The sequence below is a fragment of the Sphingomonas sp. GM_Shp_1 genome (assembly GCF_026540895.1).
GTDB lineage: Bacteria > Pseudomonadota > Alphaproteobacteria > Sphingomonadales > Sphingomonadaceae > Sphingomonas.
Window position 1 is genome coordinate 15,708 of record NZ_JALNUR010000019.1, and the last position, 20,575, is coordinate 36,282.

The 20,575-nt window shown below is 66.7% G+C and carries 19 protein-coding genes; 12 read left to right on the forward strand and 7 right to left on the reverse strand.

The genetic code is table 11. The annotated features are described in order from the left end of the window. Window positions 1-25: 25 nt before the first annotated feature. Window positions 26-1,069 carry a DUF2167 domain-containing protein gene (locus OXQ33_RS10955; RefSeq protein ID WP_267434725.1) on the forward strand — a complete coding sequence of 348 codons (1,044 nt, stop codon included), beginning with the start codon at window positions 26-28 and terminating at the stop codon, window positions 1,067-1,069. Here the strand turns inward: OXQ33_RS10955 and OXQ33_RS10960 are convergent. Continuing rightward, window positions 1,051-2,229: a mechanosensitive ion channel domain-containing protein gene (locus OXQ33_RS10960; protein ID WP_267434727.1), complete on the reverse strand. Its 1,179-nt coding sequence runs from the start codon at window positions 2,227-2,229 to the stop codon at window positions 1,051-1,053. The genes OXQ33_RS10955 and OXQ33_RS10960 overlap by 19 nt on opposite strands. Window positions 2,230-2,253: 24 nt before the next feature. After that, entirely contained in the window at window positions 2,254-3,255 is a 1,002-nt protein-coding gene (locus OXQ33_RS10965) for a DNA topoisomerase IB (protein ID WP_267434728.1), read from the reverse strand. A 123-nt stretch (window positions 3,256-3,378) separates the two neighbouring features. Here OXQ33_RS10965 and OXQ33_RS10970 point away from each other — a divergent pair, with 123 nt between their 5' ends. Further along, a complete protein-coding gene (locus tag OXQ33_RS10970) occupies window positions 3,379-3,951 on the forward strand; it encodes a type 1 glutamine amidotransferase domain-containing protein (RefSeq protein ID WP_267434729.1) in 573 nt (190 codons plus the stop codon). A 221-nt stretch (window positions 3,952-4,172) separates the two neighbouring features. Then, window positions 4,173-5,099: a right-handed parallel beta-helix repeat-containing protein gene (locus tag OXQ33_RS10975; protein WP_267434730.1), complete on the forward strand. Its 927-nt coding sequence runs from the start codon at window positions 4,173-4,175 to the stop codon at window positions 5,097-5,099. A gap of 145 nt (window positions 5,100-5,244) precedes the next feature. Here OXQ33_RS10975 and OXQ33_RS10980 read toward each other — a convergent pair whose 3' ends face one another. After that, window positions 5,245-6,615 carry a putative O-glycosylation ligase, exosortase A system-associated gene (locus OXQ33_RS10980; RefSeq protein ID WP_267434731.1) on the reverse strand — a complete coding sequence of 457 codons (1,371 nt, stop codon included), beginning with the start codon at window positions 6,613-6,615 and terminating at the stop codon, window positions 5,245-5,247. Then, entirely contained in the window at window positions 6,608-6,760 is a 153-nt protein-coding gene (locus OXQ33_RS10985) for a hypothetical protein (RefSeq protein WP_267434732.1), read from the reverse strand. The genes OXQ33_RS10980 and OXQ33_RS10985 overlap by 8 nt, the downstream gene beginning before the upstream one ends. Before the next feature lie 96 nt (window positions 6,761-6,856). Between OXQ33_RS10985 and OXQ33_RS10990 the strand changes: the two genes are divergently transcribed. The 3 genes from OXQ33_RS10990 (at window position 6,857) to OXQ33_RS11000 (ending at window position 9,381) form a co-directional block, all read left to right on the forward strand. Beyond that, window positions 6,857-8,080 carry a TIGR04063 family PEP-CTERM/XrtA system glycosyltransferase gene (locus OXQ33_RS10990; RefSeq protein ID WP_267434733.1) on the forward strand — a complete coding sequence of 408 codons (1,224 nt, stop codon included), beginning with the start codon at window positions 6,857-6,859 and terminating at the stop codon, window positions 8,078-8,080. Further along, window positions 8,077-8,775 (forward strand): hypothetical protein, encoded by a 699-nt coding sequence (locus OXQ33_RS10995; protein ID WP_267434734.1) that lies wholly within the window; start codon window positions 8,077-8,079, stop codon window positions 8,773-8,775. The genes OXQ33_RS10990 and OXQ33_RS10995 overlap by 4 nt, the downstream gene beginning before the upstream one ends. 93 nt (window positions 8,776-8,868) lie before the next feature. Next, window positions 8,869-9,381, forward strand: a complete 513-nt coding sequence (locus OXQ33_RS11000) for a hypothetical protein (RefSeq protein ID WP_267434735.1) — start codon at window positions 8,869-8,871, stop codon at window positions 9,379-9,381. Between the two features lie 384 nt (window positions 9,382-9,765). On the opposite strand, the gene acnA is transcribed toward OXQ33_RS11000, so the two are convergent. Further along, entirely contained in the window at window positions 9,766-12,453 is a 2,688-nt protein-coding gene (gene acnA / locus OXQ33_RS11005) for an aconitate hydratase AcnA (RefSeq protein WP_267434736.1), read from the reverse strand. 374 nt (window positions 12,454-12,827) lie between these two features. Between acnA and OXQ33_RS11010 the strand changes: the two genes are divergently transcribed. The 6 genes from OXQ33_RS11010 (at window position 12,828) to OXQ33_RS11035 (ending at window position 15,547) form a co-directional block, all read left to right on the forward strand. Then, window positions 12,828-13,028, forward strand: coding sequence for a hypothetical protein (locus OXQ33_RS11010; protein ID WP_267434737.1), 201 nt, complete (start codon window positions 12,828-12,830; stop codon window positions 13,026-13,028). A gap of 151 nt (window positions 13,029-13,179) precedes the next feature. Further along, window positions 13,180-13,728, forward strand: coding sequence for a helix-turn-helix transcriptional regulator (locus tag OXQ33_RS11015; protein WP_267434738.1), 549 nt, complete (start codon window positions 13,180-13,182; stop codon window positions 13,726-13,728). A 61-nt stretch (window positions 13,729-13,789) separates the two neighbouring features. Next, window positions 13,790-14,122, forward strand: coding sequence for a hypothetical protein (locus OXQ33_RS11020; protein WP_267434739.1), 333 nt, complete (start codon window positions 13,790-13,792; stop codon window positions 14,120-14,122). Between the two features lie 51 nt (window positions 14,123-14,173). Then, the gene (locus tag OXQ33_RS11025) at window positions 14,174-14,641 is read left to right on the forward strand and encodes a hypothetical protein (RefSeq protein ID WP_267434740.1); all 468 of its coding nucleotides are present in this window, start codon (window positions 14,174-14,176) and stop codon (window positions 14,639-14,641) included. After that, entirely contained in the window at window positions 14,631-15,089 is a 459-nt protein-coding gene (locus OXQ33_RS11030) for a hypothetical protein (RefSeq protein ID WP_267434741.1), read from the forward strand. Before OXQ33_RS11025 ends, OXQ33_RS11030 begins: the two co-directional genes overlap by 11 nt. Window positions 15,090-15,175: 86 nt before the next feature. Then, window positions 15,176-15,547, forward strand: coding sequence for a phasin family protein (locus tag OXQ33_RS11035; RefSeq protein ID WP_267434742.1), 372 nt, complete (start codon window positions 15,176-15,178; stop codon window positions 15,545-15,547). A gap of 230 nt (window positions 15,548-15,777) precedes the next feature. Here the strand turns inward: OXQ33_RS11035 and OXQ33_RS11040 are convergent, their stop codons facing one another. Further along, the gene (locus OXQ33_RS11040; RefSeq protein WP_267434743.1) at window positions 15,778-17,346 is read right to left on the reverse strand and encodes an efflux transporter outer membrane subunit; all 1,569 of its coding nucleotides are present in this window, start codon (window positions 17,344-17,346) and stop codon (window positions 15,778-15,780) included. Further along, window positions 17,346-20,573: an efflux RND transporter permease subunit gene (locus tag OXQ33_RS11045; RefSeq protein WP_267434744.1), complete on the reverse strand. Its 3,228-nt coding sequence runs from the start codon at window positions 20,571-20,573 to the stop codon at window positions 17,346-17,348. Before OXQ33_RS11045 ends, OXQ33_RS11040 begins: the two co-directional genes overlap by 1 nt. Window positions 20,574-20,575 lie beyond the last annotated feature (2 nt).

Consider the following 20,575-nt stretch of genomic DNA (forward strand, 5'->3'; position numbering starts at 1 on the left):
CCACGGGAGGGCAGGCGAGGGGGGAATGATGAATTTGCGGGGAACGCGCGCCATTGCGGTGTTGCTGATGCTGGCGGTCGGGTGCTGGTCGGATGACGCCATGGCCGCCGATCCGACGTCGACGGCGAATAGTGCCGAGGCACAGATCCGGGCCTTCGAACAGGGTCTGCACAAGCAGACCGGCGATGTCGTGATCGGCCCGGCCAAGGCGACGCTGCATCTGGGCGACCGCTATTATTTCCTCCCTGCCGAGGATGCCAAGAAGGTGCTGACGCAGGTCTGGGGCAACCCGGCCGATGCGGTCAGCGACGTGCTGGGGCTGGTCCTGCCGACCGGGACCACCGCGTCGGACAATGTCTGGGGCGCGGTCGTGACCTATGAGGACACCGGCTATGTCAGCGACAAGGACGCCCACGAACAGGATTACGACAAGGTCCTGTCCGACATGCGCGAGGGCGCGGCCGAGCGGAACGAGGAACGCCGGAAGCAGGGCTTTCCGACGGTCCAGATCGTAGGCTGGGCGCAGCCGCCCTCCTATAATGCGCAAGACCATTCGCTCGTCTGGGCGCGGCAGCTGAAGTTCGATGACAGCAAGGGGCCGGACTCGCTCAATTACGATGTGCGGCTGCTCGGGCGGCGCGGGGTGCTGAGCCTCAACATGGTGTCCGACATGGCGCATCTGGACGAGGTGCGCGCGGCGGCGGCGCAATTCGGTCGCGCGGCCAGCTTCGACCGGGGCGAGACCTATGCCGATTACGACGCCTCGACCGACAAGACCGCCGAATATGGCCTGGCCGGGCTGGTCGCGGCGGGCGCGGGCGTGGCGGCGGCCAAGAAGCTCGGCCTGCTCGCCATCATGCTGGGCTTCGGCAAGAAGTTCATCGCGCTGATAGTCGTGGCTGGACTGGCCGTCGTCCGTTGGGGCAAGCGGCTGTTGGGGCGCAAGGATGCGGAGCCGGACGTCGAGGCGGAGCCCGCTTATGCGACCGAGCCCGAGCATGGGGTGGAACCCGCACCGCCCCCGCCTGCGGAGCCTAAGCCCGCCGGGGATCAGCCCCCGGCGGTGTGATGCACCTCGACCGGCTGGACCTGGGGATAGGGCATCACCAGCGTCCCGTCCGGCGCGGCGGTGAAGGTGGTCTGGGTGGGGTAGGGGATGGAAATCCCCTCCGCCGCGAACCGCTTCATCAGCGTGACGAGCACCCGGTTGCGCAGGTCGTGCGCCGTCGCCCAGTCGTCGCCGGGCACATCGAATTGCAGCGCGAAGTCCAGGCTCGACGCGCCGAACGTCTCGAACCCGGCGCGCGCGACCTTGCCCCCTTCGCCCTCGACGATCTCGGTCAGCAGTTGCGGCACGCGCGCCAGCGTGTCGGGCGGGGTTTCATAGGCGACGCCGATCATGAACGACAGGCGGACATGGTCGCGCACCGTGGTGTTCTGGATTTCCTTGTCGAGCAACTGGCGATTGGAGATGATTCGCAACTCGCCGGTAAAAGCGCGGATGCGGGTGGATTTGAGACCGATCGACTCGATCACGCCGCTGGTGCTGTCGTAGGAAATCTTGTCCCCACGCCGGAACGGCCGGTCGAAGATGATGGCGAGCGCCGCGAACAGGTCGCCGAAAATCCCCTGCGCCGCCAGACCGATGGCGATACCGCCGACGCCCAGACCCGCGACCAGGCCGGTGACGTTGACGCCCAGATTGTCGAGCACCACGACCAGCGCGACCGCGAACAGTACCGCCGTCACCAGCAGCCGGATCAGTCCCATGGCGGAGAGCAGCGCCTCGCCCGAATAATGTTCGGACTGGGTGCGATGCTCGATCGTGCCCAGGATCAGTTCGCGGGCCCAGATCGCCGCCTGGAACGCGCTGGCGATGGTGAAGAAGAAGCTGATCGTCTTGGCGACTTCGCCCGGTGCGCCCGCATAGCCCGACACGAGTTGCGCGGCGAGCGTGACGATGAAGAACATGTTGGTCCGCGCGATCGCATGGCCCAGGATCACGCCCCAACCGCCTGCGAAACCCGGACGGCTGCAAAGCCTGTCGCCCAGCTTGCGTACCCAGAGTAGTGCCAGCACGATCAGGGCGCCGAAGCCGATGGCGATCAGCACCTTCAGCCAATAGACCTGGACCCAGTCATAGGTCGCGTTGACGATGCTTTCCACTTGATTGGGGATGCGTGAGCCGTCGAAGATCGGCGCCTTGGGCGAGGTATTGCTCGTCGCCATGGGGACTCCTGAATGGATGGGCGGTCAGGCCGCCTTGCTGGCCGGGGTTCCGGCTTCGAGAAACGCGATCAGCCCGCATTCGACGCGGGACAGCCCGGCACGGGCACGCGGCAGGCGGAGGGCCTGGCGAAAATCGGCCTGCCCCTCCTTCACCAGCGCGATCAGCGAGGGGTGGACATAGGATTTGCGCGCGATGGCGGGGGTGTTGCCCAGCTTTTCGACCACCGGCTCCAGCATCGCCTTCAAGCTGAGGTCGGCCTCCGCCAATGCCAGAGCCTCGAACGCGGCGACGCTGGCCGCCCAGGTACGGAAATGCTTGGCGGTGAAGTCGCAACCGGTGGCTTCGCGGATATAGAGGTTCACGTCGGAGGAGGTGACCGGGTTCGCCTCGCCCTCCTCGTCCACCCAGGCGAACAGATGCTGCTCGTCCAGGTCCTGGCAGCGCTTGACGAAGCTGGCCAGCGACCGGTCGGTCAGGGTCATGTCGCGCGTCTTGCCCGACTTGCCGCGATAGCGCAGCCGCAGGGTGGTGCCCTTCACCTGGCCGTGCCGTTTGCGCAGGGTCGTCGCGCCGAAACTCTTGTTGGTCGCGGCATAGGCCTCGTTCCCGACGCGGATATGCCCGTTGTCGAGCAGACGGACGACGGCGGCGACGGCGCGCTCCTTGCACAGGCCGCGCTTCTTCAGGTCCGCCTCGACGCGCTTGCGGAGCCGGGGCAGGGCATGGCCGAACGCGGCGCAGCGTTCGTACTTGGCGGCCTCCTGAGCCTCGCGGAAATCGGCGTGATAGCGATATTGCTTGCGGCGCTTCTCGTCCCAGCCGACCGCCTGGATATGGCCATTGGCGCGCGGACAGAACCAGGCATCCTTATAGGCGGGGGGCAGGCCGATGCGGTTCAACCGGTCGATCTCGTCGCGGTCGGTGATCCGCTCGCCCTTCGGGCTCCAATAGGCCCAATGCCCACGGACCTTGGTCCGGGTGATGCCGGGCTTGCTGTCATCGCAATAGACTAAACGGGTCGCCATCGCACTCCCTCGGGTCACCTTTGCAAATGCGCTGCCGGTCGCTTCGTTCCGGAACGGCCGATGCGGTCGCGGGTTCTGGAGAGGCCTTTCCCCCGAGGCGTTTCCCGACAGGAGTTCTTCATCATGGCCGATCTTTCCCAGGCACGTGTCCTGATGCTCGCCGCCGACGGCTTCGAGACCGTCGAGCTGTTCAAGCCCCGCCAGGCGCTGGAGGAAGCGGGCGCGAAGGTCACGCTCGCTTCGCTCAAGTCCGATCCGATCCAGGGCATGGAAGGCGACATCAACAAGGCCGAGACCGCGACGCCCGACCTGACCGTCGACGAGGTCGACACCGACGATTACGACGCGCTGGTCATCCCCGGCGGCACCTGCAACCCCGACAAGCTGCGCCTGAACGAGCGCGCGGTCGAGATCGTCACCGAGTTCATGGAGGACGACAAGATCGTCGCCGCCATCTGCCATGGTCCCTGGCTGCTGGCGGAGGCGGACGTGATCGATGGCCGTCGCCTGACCAGCTTCCCCTCGATCCGCACCGACCTGTCCAATGCGGGCGCGGACGTGGTGGACGAGGAGGTCGTGGTCGACGGCAACCTCATCACCAGCCGCAAGCCCGACGACATCCCCGCCTTCAACCAGGCCATCCTGACCGCACTGGAAGAGGAACTGGCCGACGAGGAAGAAACAGAAGAGGCGTGACACCCAAATCCTCCCCAAGCTCGCTTGGGGAGGGGGACCGCCGCGAAGCGGTGGTGGAGGGGCGCGACGGACCGTTCATCCCTCTACACCACGCCCTGCAAGCGCGGTCCCCCGCCCCATCGGAAATGGGGTGCATCCCGCGACGGGACTCAGCCGGGCGTCGCATCGCTGCCCAAGGCGTGGCAGGATGCGGCGCCCGCTTGTTATTTCAGGATATATCGATGCGCCTCGCTCCGCTGCTGCTGATCGGTCTGACCTCCGGCGTCGCCCTTGCGCAGGCAAGCGCGCACCCCTTCACGGTCGGCGGGCGCGGCTTTCCGACGCTGCAAGCAGCGATCGCGGCGATCGGCGATGGCGAGGGCACGATCCGCATCGCGCCGGGCACCTACCGCGAATGTGCGGTTCAGGGGGCGGGGCGAATCGCCTATGTCGCCGCCGAACCGGGCAAGGTGATCTTCACCCGAGTCGCCTGCGAAGGGAAAGCGGCGCTCGTGCTGCGCGGGCGTGGCGCGCAGATCGAGGGCATCGTCTTCAGCCATATCGAGGTCGGCGACGGCAATGGTGCGGGCATTCGGATCGAGAAGGGCCCGCTGACCGTCAGCAACGCGATGTTCCTTGACAGCCAGTCGGGGATCCTGTCCGCCGAGGACCCGAACGGCACCGTGATGGTCGATCATTCGACCTTCTCCGGACTGGGCAACGATCCCACCGGCAATGGCGCGCATGGCATTTATCTGGGCCGCTACAAGAGCTTGCGCGTCGTCGCCTGCCGGTTTGAGCGGGGGCAGGGCGGCCATTATGTCAAGACGCGCGCGCCTTATGTCGAGGTGCTCGACAGCAGTTTCGACGACAGCCACGGCCATTCGACCAATTACATGATCGACCTGTCCAACGGCGCGAAGGGGCGGATCGCGGGCAATGAGTTCGTGTTCGGCCGCGACAAGGACAATCACTCGACCCTGATCACCGTGGCGCCGGAGGGGGCGAAGAACGACTCGTCCGGCCTGGTGGTCGAGAACAACCGCGCGCGGCTGGCGCCCGGCGTGGATTTCAAGCCGGTCTTCGTCGGTAACTGGTCGGGCGAGCCACTGGTGATCCGGGGCAATATCCTGGGTGCCGGGATCACGCCCACGGCGCGGCGATTCTAGGGCGGATCGACATTCACTCTATTCCTCCCCTGCAAGGGGAGGGGGACCATGCGAAGCATGGTGGAGGGGTGTAGCCAGCCGTGAGCTTGGCCAACCTCGCCAACGGGGACACCCCTCCGTCAGGGCTTCGCCCTGGCATCTCCCCTTACAGGGGAGGAATAGTGCTGGGCCTGAGGGGGCGGTTGCCGGGCATCGCCTTCTGCCGTCCCTCGCGGGTGCGTCGCGCCAGATAGGTGTCGAGGCCGATCTGCGCCGCCATCAGCTGATAGAGGAAGGGATTGAACGCGATCCCGACGAACGCCCCGCCCAGCAGGTAGATCAGGTGCGCATGCTGGAGCGCGCCCGCCAGTTGCCCGCCCCAGTGCAGCGGATCGTCCGCCTTTCGATAGCGACGGCGCAGCGACTCCATCCGCAACAGCCCGGCGATATTGATGCCCAACCACAGGAACAGGCCCGGCCAACCCTGCTCGCCCAGCATTTCGAAATAGCTGGAGTGATAGGCGCGGGCACGGTCGGTGGTGACCTTCTGCTCCACCTTGCTGTCATGCGCCGATCCCCGGACGGTCGTGATGTCGTAGCGCAGGCTGTTCTGGAGATAGGCGTTGAACCCGCCGCCGAACGGATTGGAGCTGACATAGTCGAGCGTCCATTTCCACACCGCCAGCCGGGTCGAGGCGGACTCGTCCCCCTGATAGGTGCGGATGGTGTTCATCCGTTCGGTATAGGAGGCGGGGAGCAGCGGCACGACCGCCATCCCCGCCACCGCCAGCGCGCCGATATAGAGCAGGCGGCGCTTCACATCGCGCAGCATCAGGACCGCCAGCAGGCCGATGCACAGCAACCCCGTCCGTGCCGAGGTGCCGACCGGGATCAGCAGACAGGCGAAGATCAGCCCCAGGCCGAACGCCCGCACCCGCCAGTCGGGCGGGAAGATGGTGCCATGCTTCATCAGCCACAGGATGACCGGAATGGCCGCCACCGCGACCGCCGAGATGATGCTGCCCTCGTACAGCCCGGTATTGTTGTTCACCATCAGGTTCAGCTCGCCATAGCCGCCCCCGGAGAACAGCGTCTTGATCCCCCCGACGATGACGATCGAGGAGAGCGACAGGATCATGAACAGCAGCAGCGCCTCGACCCGCAATCGCGTTCGCAGGGTCAGCGGCAGGAAGACGGCGAAGGCCAACGCCTTCCACACCCAGTCCCATTTGTCCTTGGCCTCGACCGGGAAGTCCGCGCCGAAATAGGTGGTGATCGCGCAATAGATCAGCAGCAGCAGGATCGCCCCCTGCCGCGCGGTGAAGCGGCTGTCGCGCTTGTCGTCCGCCAGCGCCCATCCCCCCAGCGCGGCGACCACCGCGATCAGCGAGATCGGCACCGTGTTCAGCAGATAATAGGTCAGCCGCTGGGGCGAGACGATATCGATATAGATATAGGCCAGCACCATCAGGAACGGCCGTCGCAGCCCCATGGCGAACAGGCTGAAAAGAAATCCGATCAGGAACAGGTCACGCATCGGGGCGTCGCCCCTGGGTGCGGAGCCGATCGGCCCGGGAAGGGCGCTCCTCCCCCTCCTGGTCCAGATCGCGTCGGCCGAGCAGCCGCCATGCCGCGATCAGCATCAGGCCATGGGTGAGCAAAAGGGCAAAACTGTCGATCATCGCCCTTCTTTCCGTCCCAAAGCCGTCAACGTCCCCAGACGCTTATAAGCCGGCGGTTGACGCGGCGTTAAGGGGTGGCATGACAGGCACAACGTCATGCGTATCCTGCATATTCTCGATCATGGCCTGCCGCTGCAAAGCGGGTACAGCTTTCGCACCCGCGCGATCCTGAAGGCCCAGGAGGCGGCGGGGATGACCGTCGCCGCCGTCACCGGGTCGCGTCAGGGGGCGGGGAAGGGCGGTGTCGAGACGGTCGACGGCCTGACCTTCCATCGCACGCCGGTCCAGGGCGGCGGCGCGGGGCGACGCGGTGTGATCGGCGAGGGGGCCGGGCTGGCGGCGCAGGTCCGCGCGATCGATGCGGCGGTGAAGGCGTTTCGCCCCGACATCCTCCATGCCCATTCCCCGGTCCTCGACGCGCTGGCCGGATGGGCGGTGGCGCGGCGGCGCGGCCTCCCGCTGCTCTATGAGATTCGCGCCTTTTGGGAGGATGCGGCGGTCGGCAACGGCACCGGGGTGGAGGGGAGCGCGCGCTACCGCGTCACCCGCGCCGTGGAAAGCTGGGCCTGCGCCCGCGCCGATGCGGTGGCGGTGATCTGCGAGGGGCTTCGCGGCGACCTGATCGCGCGGGGAGTCGGGGCGGACAAGATCATCGTCTCGCCCAACGGCGTCGACCTGACCCTGTTCGGCCAGCCGGTGCCGCGCGACGCAGCGCTGGCGGCGGAATGGGGGCTGGAGGGGGCCGAGGTGATCGGCTTCATCGGCAGCTTCTATGATTATGAAGGGCTGGACGACCTGATCGCCGCCATGCCGCGCCTGGTCGCGGCACGGCCCAAGGCACGACTGTTGCTGGTCGGCGGCGGCCCGATGGAGGCGGCGTTGCGCGCACAGGCGGAAGCCTCGCCGGTGGCCGACGCGATCCGCTTCGTCGGCCGCGTGCCGCATCAGGAGGTCGAGCGCTATTACGGCCTGGTCGATGTGCTCGCCTATCCGCGCAAGAAGATGCGGCTGACCGATCTGGTCACCCCGCTCAAGCCGCTGGAGGCGATGGCGCAGGGGCGACTCGTGGCGGCATCGGATGTCGGCGGCCATCGCGAGCTGATCCGCGACGGGGTGACGGGCACGCTGTTCCCGCCCGACGACCCGGCGGCGCTGGCCGATGCGCTGGCGGATCTGCTGGCGGACCGCGCGATCTGGGACGCCCGGCGGGCGGCGGGGCGGGTATTTGTCGAGAAGGAACGCGATTGGGCGTCGAATATTCGCCGTTACGAACCTGTTTACCAGCGGCTATTACACAGGGCGTCGACGAACAGCCTATGACCTTCACCGCCACGCCCTCTCCCTATCGCTTCGCCCCCGCCCTGATCGGTGGGGCCGTCGGTGTGTTCCTCGCCCTTCTGGTGCTGATCGCGCCGGGCTGGCGGCTGGAGATGCTGGTCGCGCAACTGGGGCTGGCCGACCTCGTTTCCGCCGCGCAGCCGCCGCTGGGGACAAAGGCCCGGTTGCTGCTGGCCGGTTTCGCCGGGATCGGCGGCGGTGCGGTGGTCTGGGCGATCGCCTATCTGCTCTGGGGGCCGGGCGGGCTGCTGGCGCGCAAGGCCCCGGTCGAGCGCGAGGATGACGAGGATTATGTGCCCTCGGTCCGCCGTTCCGACCGGCATCCCGACGCACCGCCGCGCCGCCCGCTCCATGCCGCCGAACTGGGGGCACCGCCGCCCCCGGTGGAGGACGAGGTGATCGAGCGAACGCTGCCCGCCGATCTCGACCAGCCGCTGGCCGCCTATGATCCCGATGCCATCCTGACGACGCCGCGCGAACCGGTCCGCCCCTTCGCGCCGCTGGACGCGGAGCCGTCCGGACCCGAACCCATGCCGATCCCGCCGATGCGCGAGCCCGAGGCCGTCGACCAGGGCGCCGCCCTGCCGCGTCCCGACCGGGCGGAGGAGTCGATCGAGGCGATGCTCGAACGGCTGGAGCGCGAGACCGCGCTGCGAAAGTCGCAACGCCCGCATTGAGCCGGGCCGTCCCGCAAGGCTATGATCCCCGTGCCCGTCGGAATGACGGGGCTGACCCGGCGGGCATCGCCGTGGCAAGCCGTGGGAGAGATCATGTTGCGAGCCATCATTCCGCTGGGCGTGGGCATCGCGCTGTTGTCCGGTTCCGCCGCGACGGCCAAATCGACCCAAAGCTATAGCTGGGGCAAACCCGGATCGTCGCGCGAACTGTTCGACCGCGGCAGCCGCGAATGCATGCTGAAGGCGGCGCGGCGGGATGTGGCGGGGGACGATGAGGCCAAGAAATATGTTCGCGGCTTCGAGGTGCTCGAACGCGAGAACAACATGCCGGCGGTGGGAAACGACACCATATTCGACAAGAGTGAGCGGCAGGTCATGCTGCGGCGCATGTACCGCCCCGACCAGCATGTCGATGCGTTGCAGGCCCAGCTTCAGGACGAGGTGAATGGCTGTCTGATCCGGTCGGGCTATACCCGCTTCGCGCTGACCAGGGAGCAGGAACGCATTCTCAAACGACTCCGTCCGGGATCGGAGGAGCGAAAGACCTATCTCTATACTCTCGGCAGCGACGCCCGGATCGTCGAGGCGCAGAAGGTCGCCGACTGACCCAGTCCTCCCTGCGCGACAGCGCGGGGAGGGAGCCGCCGCGACGCGGTGGTGGAGGGGCGGGGCGGCCTGCCCCACCACCACGCCCTGACGGGCGCGGTCCCCCTCCCCAAGCATGGCTTGGGGAGGATTGGAGGGCATCACGGATCCGAAGCGGGAAATCCAGACCGCGCCCCTCCCCTTCAGGGGAGGGGTTGGGGTGGGGCCTGTCCAAGAGCCGTGCGCTGGCGGAGGCGCCCACCCCCGATCCCTCTTCTGAAGGGAGGGGGGATCAAGCGCATGTCTCCTGATTCAACGCATGAAAAAGCCCGCCCGGATCGCTCCGGACGGGCTTTTCGCATCCCAAAAAGGGCGGGCCATCGGGCCCGCCCTCGGGAAAGCAGCTTACGCCGCCAGGTTGCGCAGCACGTACTGCAGGATGCCGCCGTTCAGGAAATATTCCAGCTCGTTGACGGTATCGATGCGGCACTTGGTCAGGAAGGTCTCGGTCGAGCCGTCCTTGCGGGCCAGGATCACTTCGACATCCTGACGCGGACGCAGGCCAGCCACACCCTGGATGGTGAAGCTCTCGCTGCCGTCCAGCTTCAGCGTCTCGCGGGTCACGCCCTCGGCGAACTGAAGCGGCAACACGCCCATGCCGACCAGGTTCGAACGGTGGATACGCTCGAAGCTCTCGGTGATGACCGCGCGGACGCCGAGCAGGTTGGTGCCCTTCGCCGCCCAGTCACGCGACGAACCGGTGCCATATTCCTTGCCCGCGACGATGACGAGCGGCGTGCCGTCGGCCTTGTGACGCATCGCTGCGTCATAGATCGGCATCACTTCGCCTTCATACTTCGTCATGCCGCCTTCGATACCCGGCACCATCTCGTTCTTGATGCGGATATTGGCGAAGGTGCCGCGCATCATCACGTCGTGGTTGCCGCGACGCGCGCCATAGGAGTTGAAGTCCTTCTTGGCGACCTGATGCTCCTGCAGGAAGATGCCTGCCGGGCTGTCGGCCTTGATCGAACCGGCCGGGCTGATGTGGTCGGTGGTGATCGAGTCGCCCAGGATGGCGAGCGGCTTGGCCTCGATGATGTCGGTGACGGGCTTCGGCGTCATCTCCATGCCCTCGAAATAGGGCGGATTGGCGACATAGGTCGAGCCGGTCGGCCAGCTATAGGTGTCCGAGCCGGTCACCTCGATCGCCGACCACTTGGCGTCGCCCGCATAGACATTGCCGTAGCGCGAGCGGAACATCTCGTCGTCGATGTTCGCATCCATCAGGGTGCGGACCTCGTCGTTCGAGGGCCAGATGTCCTTGAGATAGACGTCCTGGCCGTCCTTGCCCTGGCCGATCGGCGTCTCACGCATGTCCTGCGTGACGGTGCCCTTCAGCGCATAGGCCACCACCAGCGGCGGCGAGGCGAGGAAGTTGGCGCGCACGTCGGGCGAGACGCGGCCCTCGAAGTTGCGGTTGCCCGACAGGACCGAGGCCGCGACGATGTCGTTGCCGTTGATCGCCTTCGAGATCGGCTCGGCGAGCGGACCCGAATTGCCGATGCAAGTGGTGCAGCCATAGCCGACCAGATTGAAGCCGATCGCGTCGAGATCGGCGGTCAGGCCCGCCTTGTCGAGGTAGTCGGTGACGACCTGCGAACCGGGGGCGAGCGAGGTCTTGACCCAGGGCTTGGGCTTCAGGCCCAGCGCGTTCGCCTTGCGGGCGACCAGACCGGCGGCGACCAGGACGCTCGGGTTCGAGGTGTTGGTGCAGCTGGTGATCGCGGCGATCACGACGTCCCCGTCGCCGATGTCATGGCCACGGTCGTCGACCGCGACGCGCGCGGGCGCTTCCTTCTTGTACACCTTGGCGAGGTCGGCGTTGAACACGTCGTCCACTTCGGTCAGGACGACCTTGTCCTGCGGACGCTTCGGACCGGCCAGCGACGGCACGACCGTCGACATGTCCAGTTCCAGCGTGTCGGTGAAGACGGGGTCGGCGGCATCGTCATGACGCCAGAAGCCGTTCGCCTTAGCATAAGCCTCGACCAGCGCGACATTCTCGTCCGAACGCGCGGTCAGGCGCATATAGTCGAGCGTCTTGTCGTCGATCGGGAAGAAGCCGCAGGTCGCGCCATATTCGGGCGCCATGTTGGCGATCGTCGCACGGTCGGCGAGCGTCATCGACGACAGGCCGGGGCCGTAGAACTCGACGAAGCGGCCGACCACGCCCTTGGCGCGCAGCATCTGGGTGATGGTCAGCACCAGATCGGTGGCGGTGATGCCTTCCTGGAGCTTGCCGGTCAGCTTGAAGCCGACGACTTCGGGGATCAGCATCGACACGGGCTGGCCGAGCATCGCGGCTTCCGCCTCGATCCCGCCGACGCCCCAGCCGAGCACGCCCAGGCCGTTGATCATCGTGGTGTGGCTGTCGGTGCCGACCAGCGTATCCGGGTACGCGATCGTCGCGCCGCCCTTGGCGTGCTCGCCGGTTTCGGTCGAAGCCCAGATGGCCTGGCCGATATATTCCAGGTTCACCTGGTGGCAGATGCCGGTGCCCGGCGGAACGACCGAGAAATTGTCGAGCGCCTTGGAGCCCCACTTCAGGAACTCGTAACGCTCCATGTTGCGCTGATATTCGAGGTCGACGTTATCCTCGAACGCCTGCGGCGTGCCGAACTCGTCGACCATGACCGAGTGGTCGATGACGAGGTGGACGGGAACCTGCGGATTGATCTTGGCCGCGTCGCCGCCCAGCTTGGTGATCGCGTCGCGCATCGCGGCGAGGTCGACCACGCAGGGAACGCCGGTGAAGTCCTGCATCAGCACGCGGGCCGGGCGATACTGGATCTCGCGGTCCGAACGCTGGGTCTTCTGCCAGTCGACGATCGCCTGGATATCCTCGCGCGTGACGGTCTTGCCGTCCTCGAAGCGCAGCAGATTCTCCAGCAGCACCTTCATTGAGAAGGGCAGGCGGCTGATATCGCCGAGCTGCTCGGAGGCCTTGGCGAGGCTGTAATAATCATAGCTCTTGCCGTCGACGTCGAGCGTCGAGCGGGTGTTCAGGCTGTCCTGGCCTATCGCAGTCATGGGCGTCCCTTCTTGGTCGAGCCGGGCACGCCCAGTGGGACACGGCAGCTTCAGCCGCGAGCAGGCGCGCCGGGGATAGATCCGGTTGACACGCGCGGCCTTAGCAATGGGTTGGCTCAGAGGGAAGGGTGTCCGCGTGCGAAAGCCGGGACGAAACGGGGTCAAGTCGGACCGACTGTCCCGGTGCCCGGTCGCAACTGCCGAAAATGCGTGGAACAGGCACGCCGAATGACGGGTTCAGCCATCATGAATGGAGTTCGGACGATGCGCGGCCTGAAAGTGACACGATTTCCTATGCCTGCGCCGTGCCAAAATGCCGCGTGCCACGAAATCCTGCTGGGACGGAACGGCCGTGCCCCGATAGGGCGATGCCAATGACGCGGGATCGGCCGCCCGCGCCGCGCCGCGCCGATCCGATCGTCGCGGTCGGCCTGCTGACCCAGCGCGATCTCGACGTGCTGGGCTCCGGCTTTCGTCGCTCCTTTCCGGTGGAGGAGGACGCTGCCTTCGACGACCTGCTCCGCGCGCTCGATTCGATCGAGGCCATCAAGATGCCGGGCAAGTCCGGCTCCTAAGTATTCAACCCATCCGGTAAATCGATTAACTTTGTTTCTTAATAGTTCGAACAGGCCCGGATCGGACGCGGAAGCGCTTGGCGACCACCCATAGTCGCGGCTAGGGCGTCCTCATGCCTGGACGGATCCTCCGGCGTGGCCGGAAAACGAGATGACTCCCGAACGTTTCGCCCTTCTTACCCGTCGTCACCGCCAGTGCCTGCGCGGCGTGAAGGCACTCATGGGGTCCAAGGAAATCGCCGCCGAACTGGGTTTGGGCAAGTCCACGGTCGACAGCTATCTGGCGGAGGCGGTGCGCCTTCTGGGCGCGCGCAACCGGCGCGAGGCGGCGCTGGCGCTGGCCGAGTTCGAGGCCCAGGATTCCGGCCAAGATACGGAAAACCCTGCGAAAACTGACCCCAGTAAAATCATACCCGATTCTACGGGGCTGTCATCCGAACCGAACCCCGTGCCAAGGCCGACAGCACCGGATGGGAGTACGGTCGGTGGGGCGGTGCAGGACGGCCATGTCCACGCATCGCCCCGCTTGCCCCTTCCTTTTCGGCGGCGAGGCCAGCTTCGCAACGACATGACGGTGGCCGAAAGGCTGTTATGGGTTCCCATGATCGCCATCGCGCTCGCCGTCGGATTCGGCATGCTGGCGACCGGACTGGACGTGCTGACCCGCGTCATCGGTCGGATGTCGCATCTTGCCGGTTGAACATGATTCGCCGCGCTTCCCTTTCCGGGGTGCGGACTTCGGGAACGGGTTGAGGCGCGCGATGACGGCAGAGCATGAAGCGGCGGTCCAGGTGGCACGCCTGTTGGGGCAACTGGAAAATGATCTGGACGCGGCCTTCGCGACGGCAGGCGCGCTGGCGGTAGCATTACCCCAGGCACGGGCCGAAGCCCGGCTGTCGGCGGCGGTCGGGCGGCATGCCCTGGAACTGCTGAGCCGGGCGATGATGACGATCGATCAGGCCTGCGGCGACGATATCAGGAGCGACGGCGTGGGCGGTAGGGTCGGCTTCGATACGGGCGATCACGACGACCGCGCGAAGTCGCTCGAAGCGACGCGCCTCGTCGCCCCGACACGCCCGCGCGTTGCGGCTTGAGGATCGTCGCGGCGATATGCCCGATACCCTTCCATCCCGCCGGCGCACGCCGTGATCCACGTCTATGTCTTCAATATCCTGCAGGGTGCGGTCTGCCTCTACGCCCTGCTGCGCGGGGGGCGGCCGGAAAGATGGACCGCGATCATGTTGCTCGTCGCCTCAGGGGCGACCTGGCTCATCCCCTTCGACCCGGCGACCAGCTTTCGTTCGATCGATACGATGGGGCTTGCCATCGACCTGGTGTTGATGGGCGGATTGACGGTGATGGCGGCTGTGGCCAATCGGTTCTGGCCTTTATGGCTGGCCGCGGTGCATCTGCTGGCCATCGGCGTCCATGGGGTGCGCGGCTTCGATCCGGGGCTGATGCCGTGGATGTACGCGGTGGCGGCGGGCAAGCTGGCCTATCCGATGATCCTGCTGCTGGCGCTGGGCGTGATGCGGCACCAGCGGAGGCTGGCGCTGTACGGGCGCGACCCGGACTGGAGCCTGCCGTGGCGGGAGCAGCGCGATGACGTCTGACCTGCGCCTGCTCCACTGGCCCGAGGAGGACCACGCCAACTTTACCCAGTTCACCGCGATCATGGCGGAGGTTCAGACGCGCATCCAGGCGATTTCGGGCGAGGCGGGCGGCGTGCCCGTGCCGCGCCCGCCCCGCGTGCCGACCCCGCGCGAGTGCGCCGCGATGATCCTGCGCCGTCGTCGGGACATCCGAGCGATGGCGGGGCCCGATGCCGACCTGTTCAGCGATCCCGCCTGGGAGATCATGCTGGCCGTGTTCGTCGCGGACGAGCCGCAAAGCGACGCGACCCTGTTCGACGCGGCGGGGATGCCGGGCGACAGCGTGGCGGGTGCGGAGTCGATCGCCCTGCTGATCGCCCGCGACTGGATCGAGCGGACCGGGGCGGGGCATCTGCGCGCCACCGAAAAGAGCCGCGCGATCCTGGAACAGTATTTCCAGCGCCTGTGAGCCCGCTGAGGCCCGGCCGGAAGCCGTGCAACTCGCGGGCCGCCCAAGGGTTCAATCCGAACGGTAATGGGCAAGGAGATGATGACATGGCCGACGAATTCGGAAATGGCGGCGGTGCGGGCGCGATCGGTGGCGATATGGGCGCTGGCGCCTTTACCGACCGGATGAAGGGCGCGGGCGAAGCGATGCAGGCGTCGGGTCAGAAGATCGCGGAAGGCGGATCGGCCGTGACGCTCAAGATGCTGGACCAGGCGGAAACCAATGCACGCGAAGCCTTTTCGGCGATGCGCGCGGCGGCCTCCGCCAAGGACCTGTCCGACGTGATGCGCATCCAGACCGATTTCCTGCGCGAACAGGGCACCCGTTCGATGTCGCAGGCGCGCGAGATCGGCGAGCTGATCGTCCAGTTCGGGCGCGACGCGGTCGGAGCGGTTCGGTCCAGGCAGGACCAAGGATAAGACACCTTGTGGCATGATGACATGGGATCGAACCAAGCCTAGCCCCTCCCCTTCAGGGGAGGGGTTGGGGTGGGGCCTCACCCCGGGCGCGGCGTCTGCGGAAACGCCCCACCCCCTGCCCCTCCCCTGAAGGGGAGGGGGGATCAAGGTGATGTCATCATGCTCTAGCCTTCCGGCGCTTCGCGCCTCCCTCCCTCTCCCGATGGAAGAGGGAGGGGTAAGGGCGTTGGTTACTGTGCCGCGCCGAGCGCCACCGGGCCGTTCGGCGTGGCTTCCAGCAGCGAGTCGCCCCCCAGCACGCGGTAGAGCGACACCCGGTTGCTCGCCTCGACCAATTGAGTCGCGATCACCGTCCGCTGCGCCGAATAGAGCGACCGCTGGGCATCCAGCGTGTTGAGGAACGGCGTGATCCCGCCGCGATAGCTCGCCTCGGTCAAGCGATAGGTATCGGCCGCGGCGGACAGGAAGCGGCGATTGGCGCCCAGTTGATCGGTGATCGTCCCCTGCCGCGCCAAAGCGTCGGCGGTTTCCTGAAAGGCGGTCTGGATCGCCTTTTCATAGGTCGCCAGCGCCGCATCGCGCTGCGCCTTTGAATATTCGACGTTCGCGACTCCGGCCCCGGCCTGGAAGATCGGATAGCTGACGGCGGGCGCGACCGAATAGTTGAAGCTGCCCCCCGAGAAGAGCGAGGTCAGCGCGGTGCTGGCGAAGCCGACCAGCCCGGTCAGCGATATACGCGGGAACAAAGCCGCCCGCGCCGCGCCGATCTGGCCATTGGCGGCGCGCAGCAGATATTCGGCCTGCACCACGTCCGGGCGGCGCAGAAGAATCCCCGAATCGAGCCCGGCGGGCAAGGTGGCGACCGTAGGCGCGGCCTCCTCGATCGAGCGGGGGAGGAGGGCGGTGTCGATCGGCGCGCCGACTAGCAGTTGCAGCGCGTTGATGTCCTGCGCAACGGCGGTCTTCTGCTGCGCCAGATCGGCCTGCGCGGTCGCCAGCACCTGTTCGGCCTGACGCAGATCGGTGCGCGGTGCGATCCCGCCGGTCAGGCGCGCACGGGTCAGCGTGACGCTGCGCTCGGCGTTGGCGGCGGTCTGTTGCGCGATGGCGAGCAGGCTCTGGTCCGCGCCATAGGTCAGCCAGGCATCGGCGATGTCGCCCACCAGCGTCAGCCGGGTCGCGCGGGCGGCGGCCTCGGTCGCGAAATAACGGTCGAGCGCCGCGCCGGTCAGCGAGCGGATACGGCCGAACAGGTCCAGCTCGAACGCGGTGGTGCCAAGGTTGACCGACCAGGCGCTGCCCGAGCCGTTCGCGCCGGTGACGATCGTGCCGCCGGTCCCACCGGTGCCGGTGCCGGTACCGCCGGTTCCATTGCCCGTGCCCGTCCCACCGGTGCCGGTCCCGGTTCCCGTGCCGCCATTGCCGACCGCCTGGCTGGCCGCACCGCCCGAGCCTCGGTCCGTATAGCTGTAGCGGCCCGTCGCATCGACCTGCGGGAACAGGCTGCCGCGCTGAATGCGATATTGCGCGCGGGTGGACGCGATATTGGCGGCGGCGACGCGAAGGTCGCGATTGTTGGCGAGCGCCTGCACGATCAGCTGCTGCAACCGGGAATCGTGGAACACATCGCTGTAACGCACCGTCGGCAGCGCCGCCTCAGACTGGCGGAGATAGGCGTCGCCGATCGGCCAGGAGGGCGGCACCGGCGTGGCGGGGCGTTCGTATTTCGGCGCCATCGAACAGGCCGAAAGCGAGGTCGCGGCCAGCAGCATGGCGGGGAGGGGGGACAGGATACGCATCAGGCCTTCTCCGCCTCCGGTGCGTCGGGTGCCGGGCGATGCCCCGCACCATGCTCGCTCATCGGCTTGCCCCGCAGCCGGGCCAAGCCGTTGCGGACCGAACGGCGAACCAGCACGAAGAACAGCGGAATGTAGAAGATCGCCAGCACCGTCGCGGTCAGCATGCCGCCAATCACGGCGGTACCGATGGCGATACGGCTGTTCGCGCCGGCACCGGTCGAGATGGCGAGCGGCAGCACGCCGAAGATGAAGGCGAAGCTGGTCATCAGGATCGGCCGCAGACGGATCTTGGCGGCCTCCAGCGCGGCATCGATGACGCGCTTGCCCTGTTTCTCCGCCTGTTCGGCGAACTCGATCATCAGGATGGCGTTCTTCGCCGCCAGCCCCATGGTGGTGAGCAGGCCGATCTGGAGATAGACGTCGTTGGTCAGTCCCCGCAGCGTCACGAAGGCGACCGCGCCGATCAGGCCCAGCGGGATGACCAGCAGCACCGCGAACGGGATCGACCAGCTTTCATAGAGCGCCGCGAGGCACAGGAAGACGACCAGGATCGACAGGCCATAAAGGATAGGCGCCTGCCCGCCTGACAGCCGCTCCTGATAGGAGAGGCCCGCCCAGGCGATCGAAGTGCCGGGAATTTCCGCCGCCAACTCGGTCATCCGCTGCATCGCATCGCCCGAGCTGTAGCCGGGCGCCGCCGAACCCTGGAATTCATAGGACGGGATGCCGTTGAACCGCGACAGGGTGGTCGGCGCCACGCCCCAGTTGATCGTCGAGAAGGACGAGAAGGGGGCCATCTGGCCGCTCGACCCGCGCACGAACCATTGTTTCAGATCCTCCGGCTCGGCGCGGTAGGGCGCATCGCCCTGGACATAGACGCGCTTCACACGGCCGCGATCGATGAAGTCGTTGACGTACTGGCCGCCCCAGGCGGTCGAGAGGGTCGAGTTCACCTGCTGTTGCGTCAGGCCCAGCGCGGACAGCTTCTGCTGGTCGAGATCGACGCGCAGCGTGGCGATGTCGGGCAATTCGGTCAGGCGGACCGAGGCGAGCATCGGATCGGCATTGGCCTTGGCGAGCAACTGATCGCGGATCGCCTCGAACTTTTCCAGCGGCATGCCGGAGATGTTCTGCAACTCCATGGTGAAGCCGTCCGACTGGCCCAGGCCGCGAATGGCGGGGGGGACCAGCGCGAAGATCTGCGCATCGCGCAGGCCCCGGAAGGCGGCGGAGGCGCGCTGGGTGATTGCGTCGGCGCCGTTTTCCTTGCCCTTACGATCCTTCCAGTCGACGAAGTTCATGAAGCCCTGGCCGGTATTCTGGCCGCTGGCACCGGCACCGCCGCCCGCGACGGTGAACAGGACCGAGACGTTCTTGCCTTCATGCTTGGCGAAATATTGCTCGACCTGGCGCTGCACCTCCAGGGTGCGGCCCTGGGTCGCGCCGGCGGGCAGGCGGAACTGGATCAGCGCCGATCCCTGGTCCTCGGTCGGCAGGAAGCCGGTCGGCAGGCGCAGGAACAGCACCACGAGCAGCGCGACCACGCCCGCATAGATCAGCAGGAACAGCCATTTGCGATCGACGACGGTGCGCACGGCGGAGGTGTATTTCTCGACCGTCCATTCGAAGCGCGAGTTGAACCCGTCCTTCGCGCGTTGCAGCCCATGCGCGACGCGCGGGAATTTGCGGTCGAGCCACGCGCCCCGCTCGCCCTCTTTCGCCTTCTGCTTGAGCAGCGTGGCGGTCAGCGCGGGGCTGAGGATCAGCGCGACCGCGACCGACAGGACCATGGCCGAAACGATGGTGATCGAGAACTGGCGATAGATGACGCCGGTCGACCCGCCGAAGAACGCCATCGGCAGGAACACCGCCGACAGGACGAGGGCAATGGCGATCAGCGCGACGCTGATCTCGTTCATCGACTCGATCGTCGCCTGGCGCGGCGTCATGTCGGGATTTTCCTCGAGCAGGCGCTCGACATTCTCCACGACGACGATCGCGTCATCGACCAGCAGGCCGATGGCCAGCACCAGCCCGAACAGCGTCAAGGTGTTGATCGAGAAACCGGCCAGATAGAAGACCGCGAAGGTGCCGAGCAGCACGACCGGCACCGCGATCGTCGGGATCAGCGTGGCGCGCCAGCTTTGCAGGAAGACGAACATGACGATGACGACCAGGATGATCGCCTCGATCAGCGTCTTGACCACCTCTTCGATCGACAGCTTGATGAACGAGGTGGAATCGTTGGCATAGGCGACCTTCAGGCCCGGCGGGAAGGCCTTGGCGACACGGGCGACCTCGGCCTTGACCAGCTCGGCGGTCTTCAGCGCGTCGGCACCCGGCGCCATCAGCACGGCGATGCCGGCGCCGGGATGCTGGTTGATCCGGCTGACCGCGGCATAGCTCTCCGCGCCCAGTTCGATCCGGGCGACGTCGGACAGCTTCACGGTCGCGCCGTTGTTCAATGTCTTGACGATGATCTCGCGGAACTGCGCGGGCGTCTGGAGCCGCGACTGCGAGGTCACGGTGGCGTTCAGCATCTGCGTCGGGGCCGAAGGCGTACCGCCGACCTCGCCCGCCGCGACCTCGGTATTCTGGTTCTGGATCGCGGTGATCACGTCCGAGGGCATCAGCTGATAGGAGGACAGCCGCTCCGGGTTCAGCCAGATGCGCATCGCATATTGCGAGCCGAAGACGTTGGTGTCGCCCACGCCCTGGATACGGCCCAGCGGGTCCTGCAGGTTGGAGACGAGATAGTCGGAGACGTCCTGGTTCGTCATCCGGTTCGTCTCGTCATAGACGCCCGCGATCAGCAGGAAGTCGGGATTCGACTTGCGGACGACCAGACCCTGTTGCTGCACCTGTTGCGGCAGGCGCGCGACCGATTGCTGGACCTGATTCTGAACCTGGACCTGCGCTATGTCGGGATCGGTGCCCTTGGCGAAGGTCGCGGTGATCGTGACCTGGCCACGGCTGGACGAGGAGGACTGGAAATAGAGCAGCCCGTCGATGCCGGTCAGCTGCTGTTCGATGACCTGGGTCACCGAGTTCTGCAACGTCTGGGCGGACGCGCCGGGGAAGGTGGCACGGATCGACACCTGGGGCGGGGCGACGTCCGGGTACTGCGCGATGGGCAGGCCCATGATCGCGCCGACGCCCGCCAGCATGACGATGATGGCAAGAACCCAGGCGAAGATGGGACGATCGATGAAGACGCGGCTCAGCATGA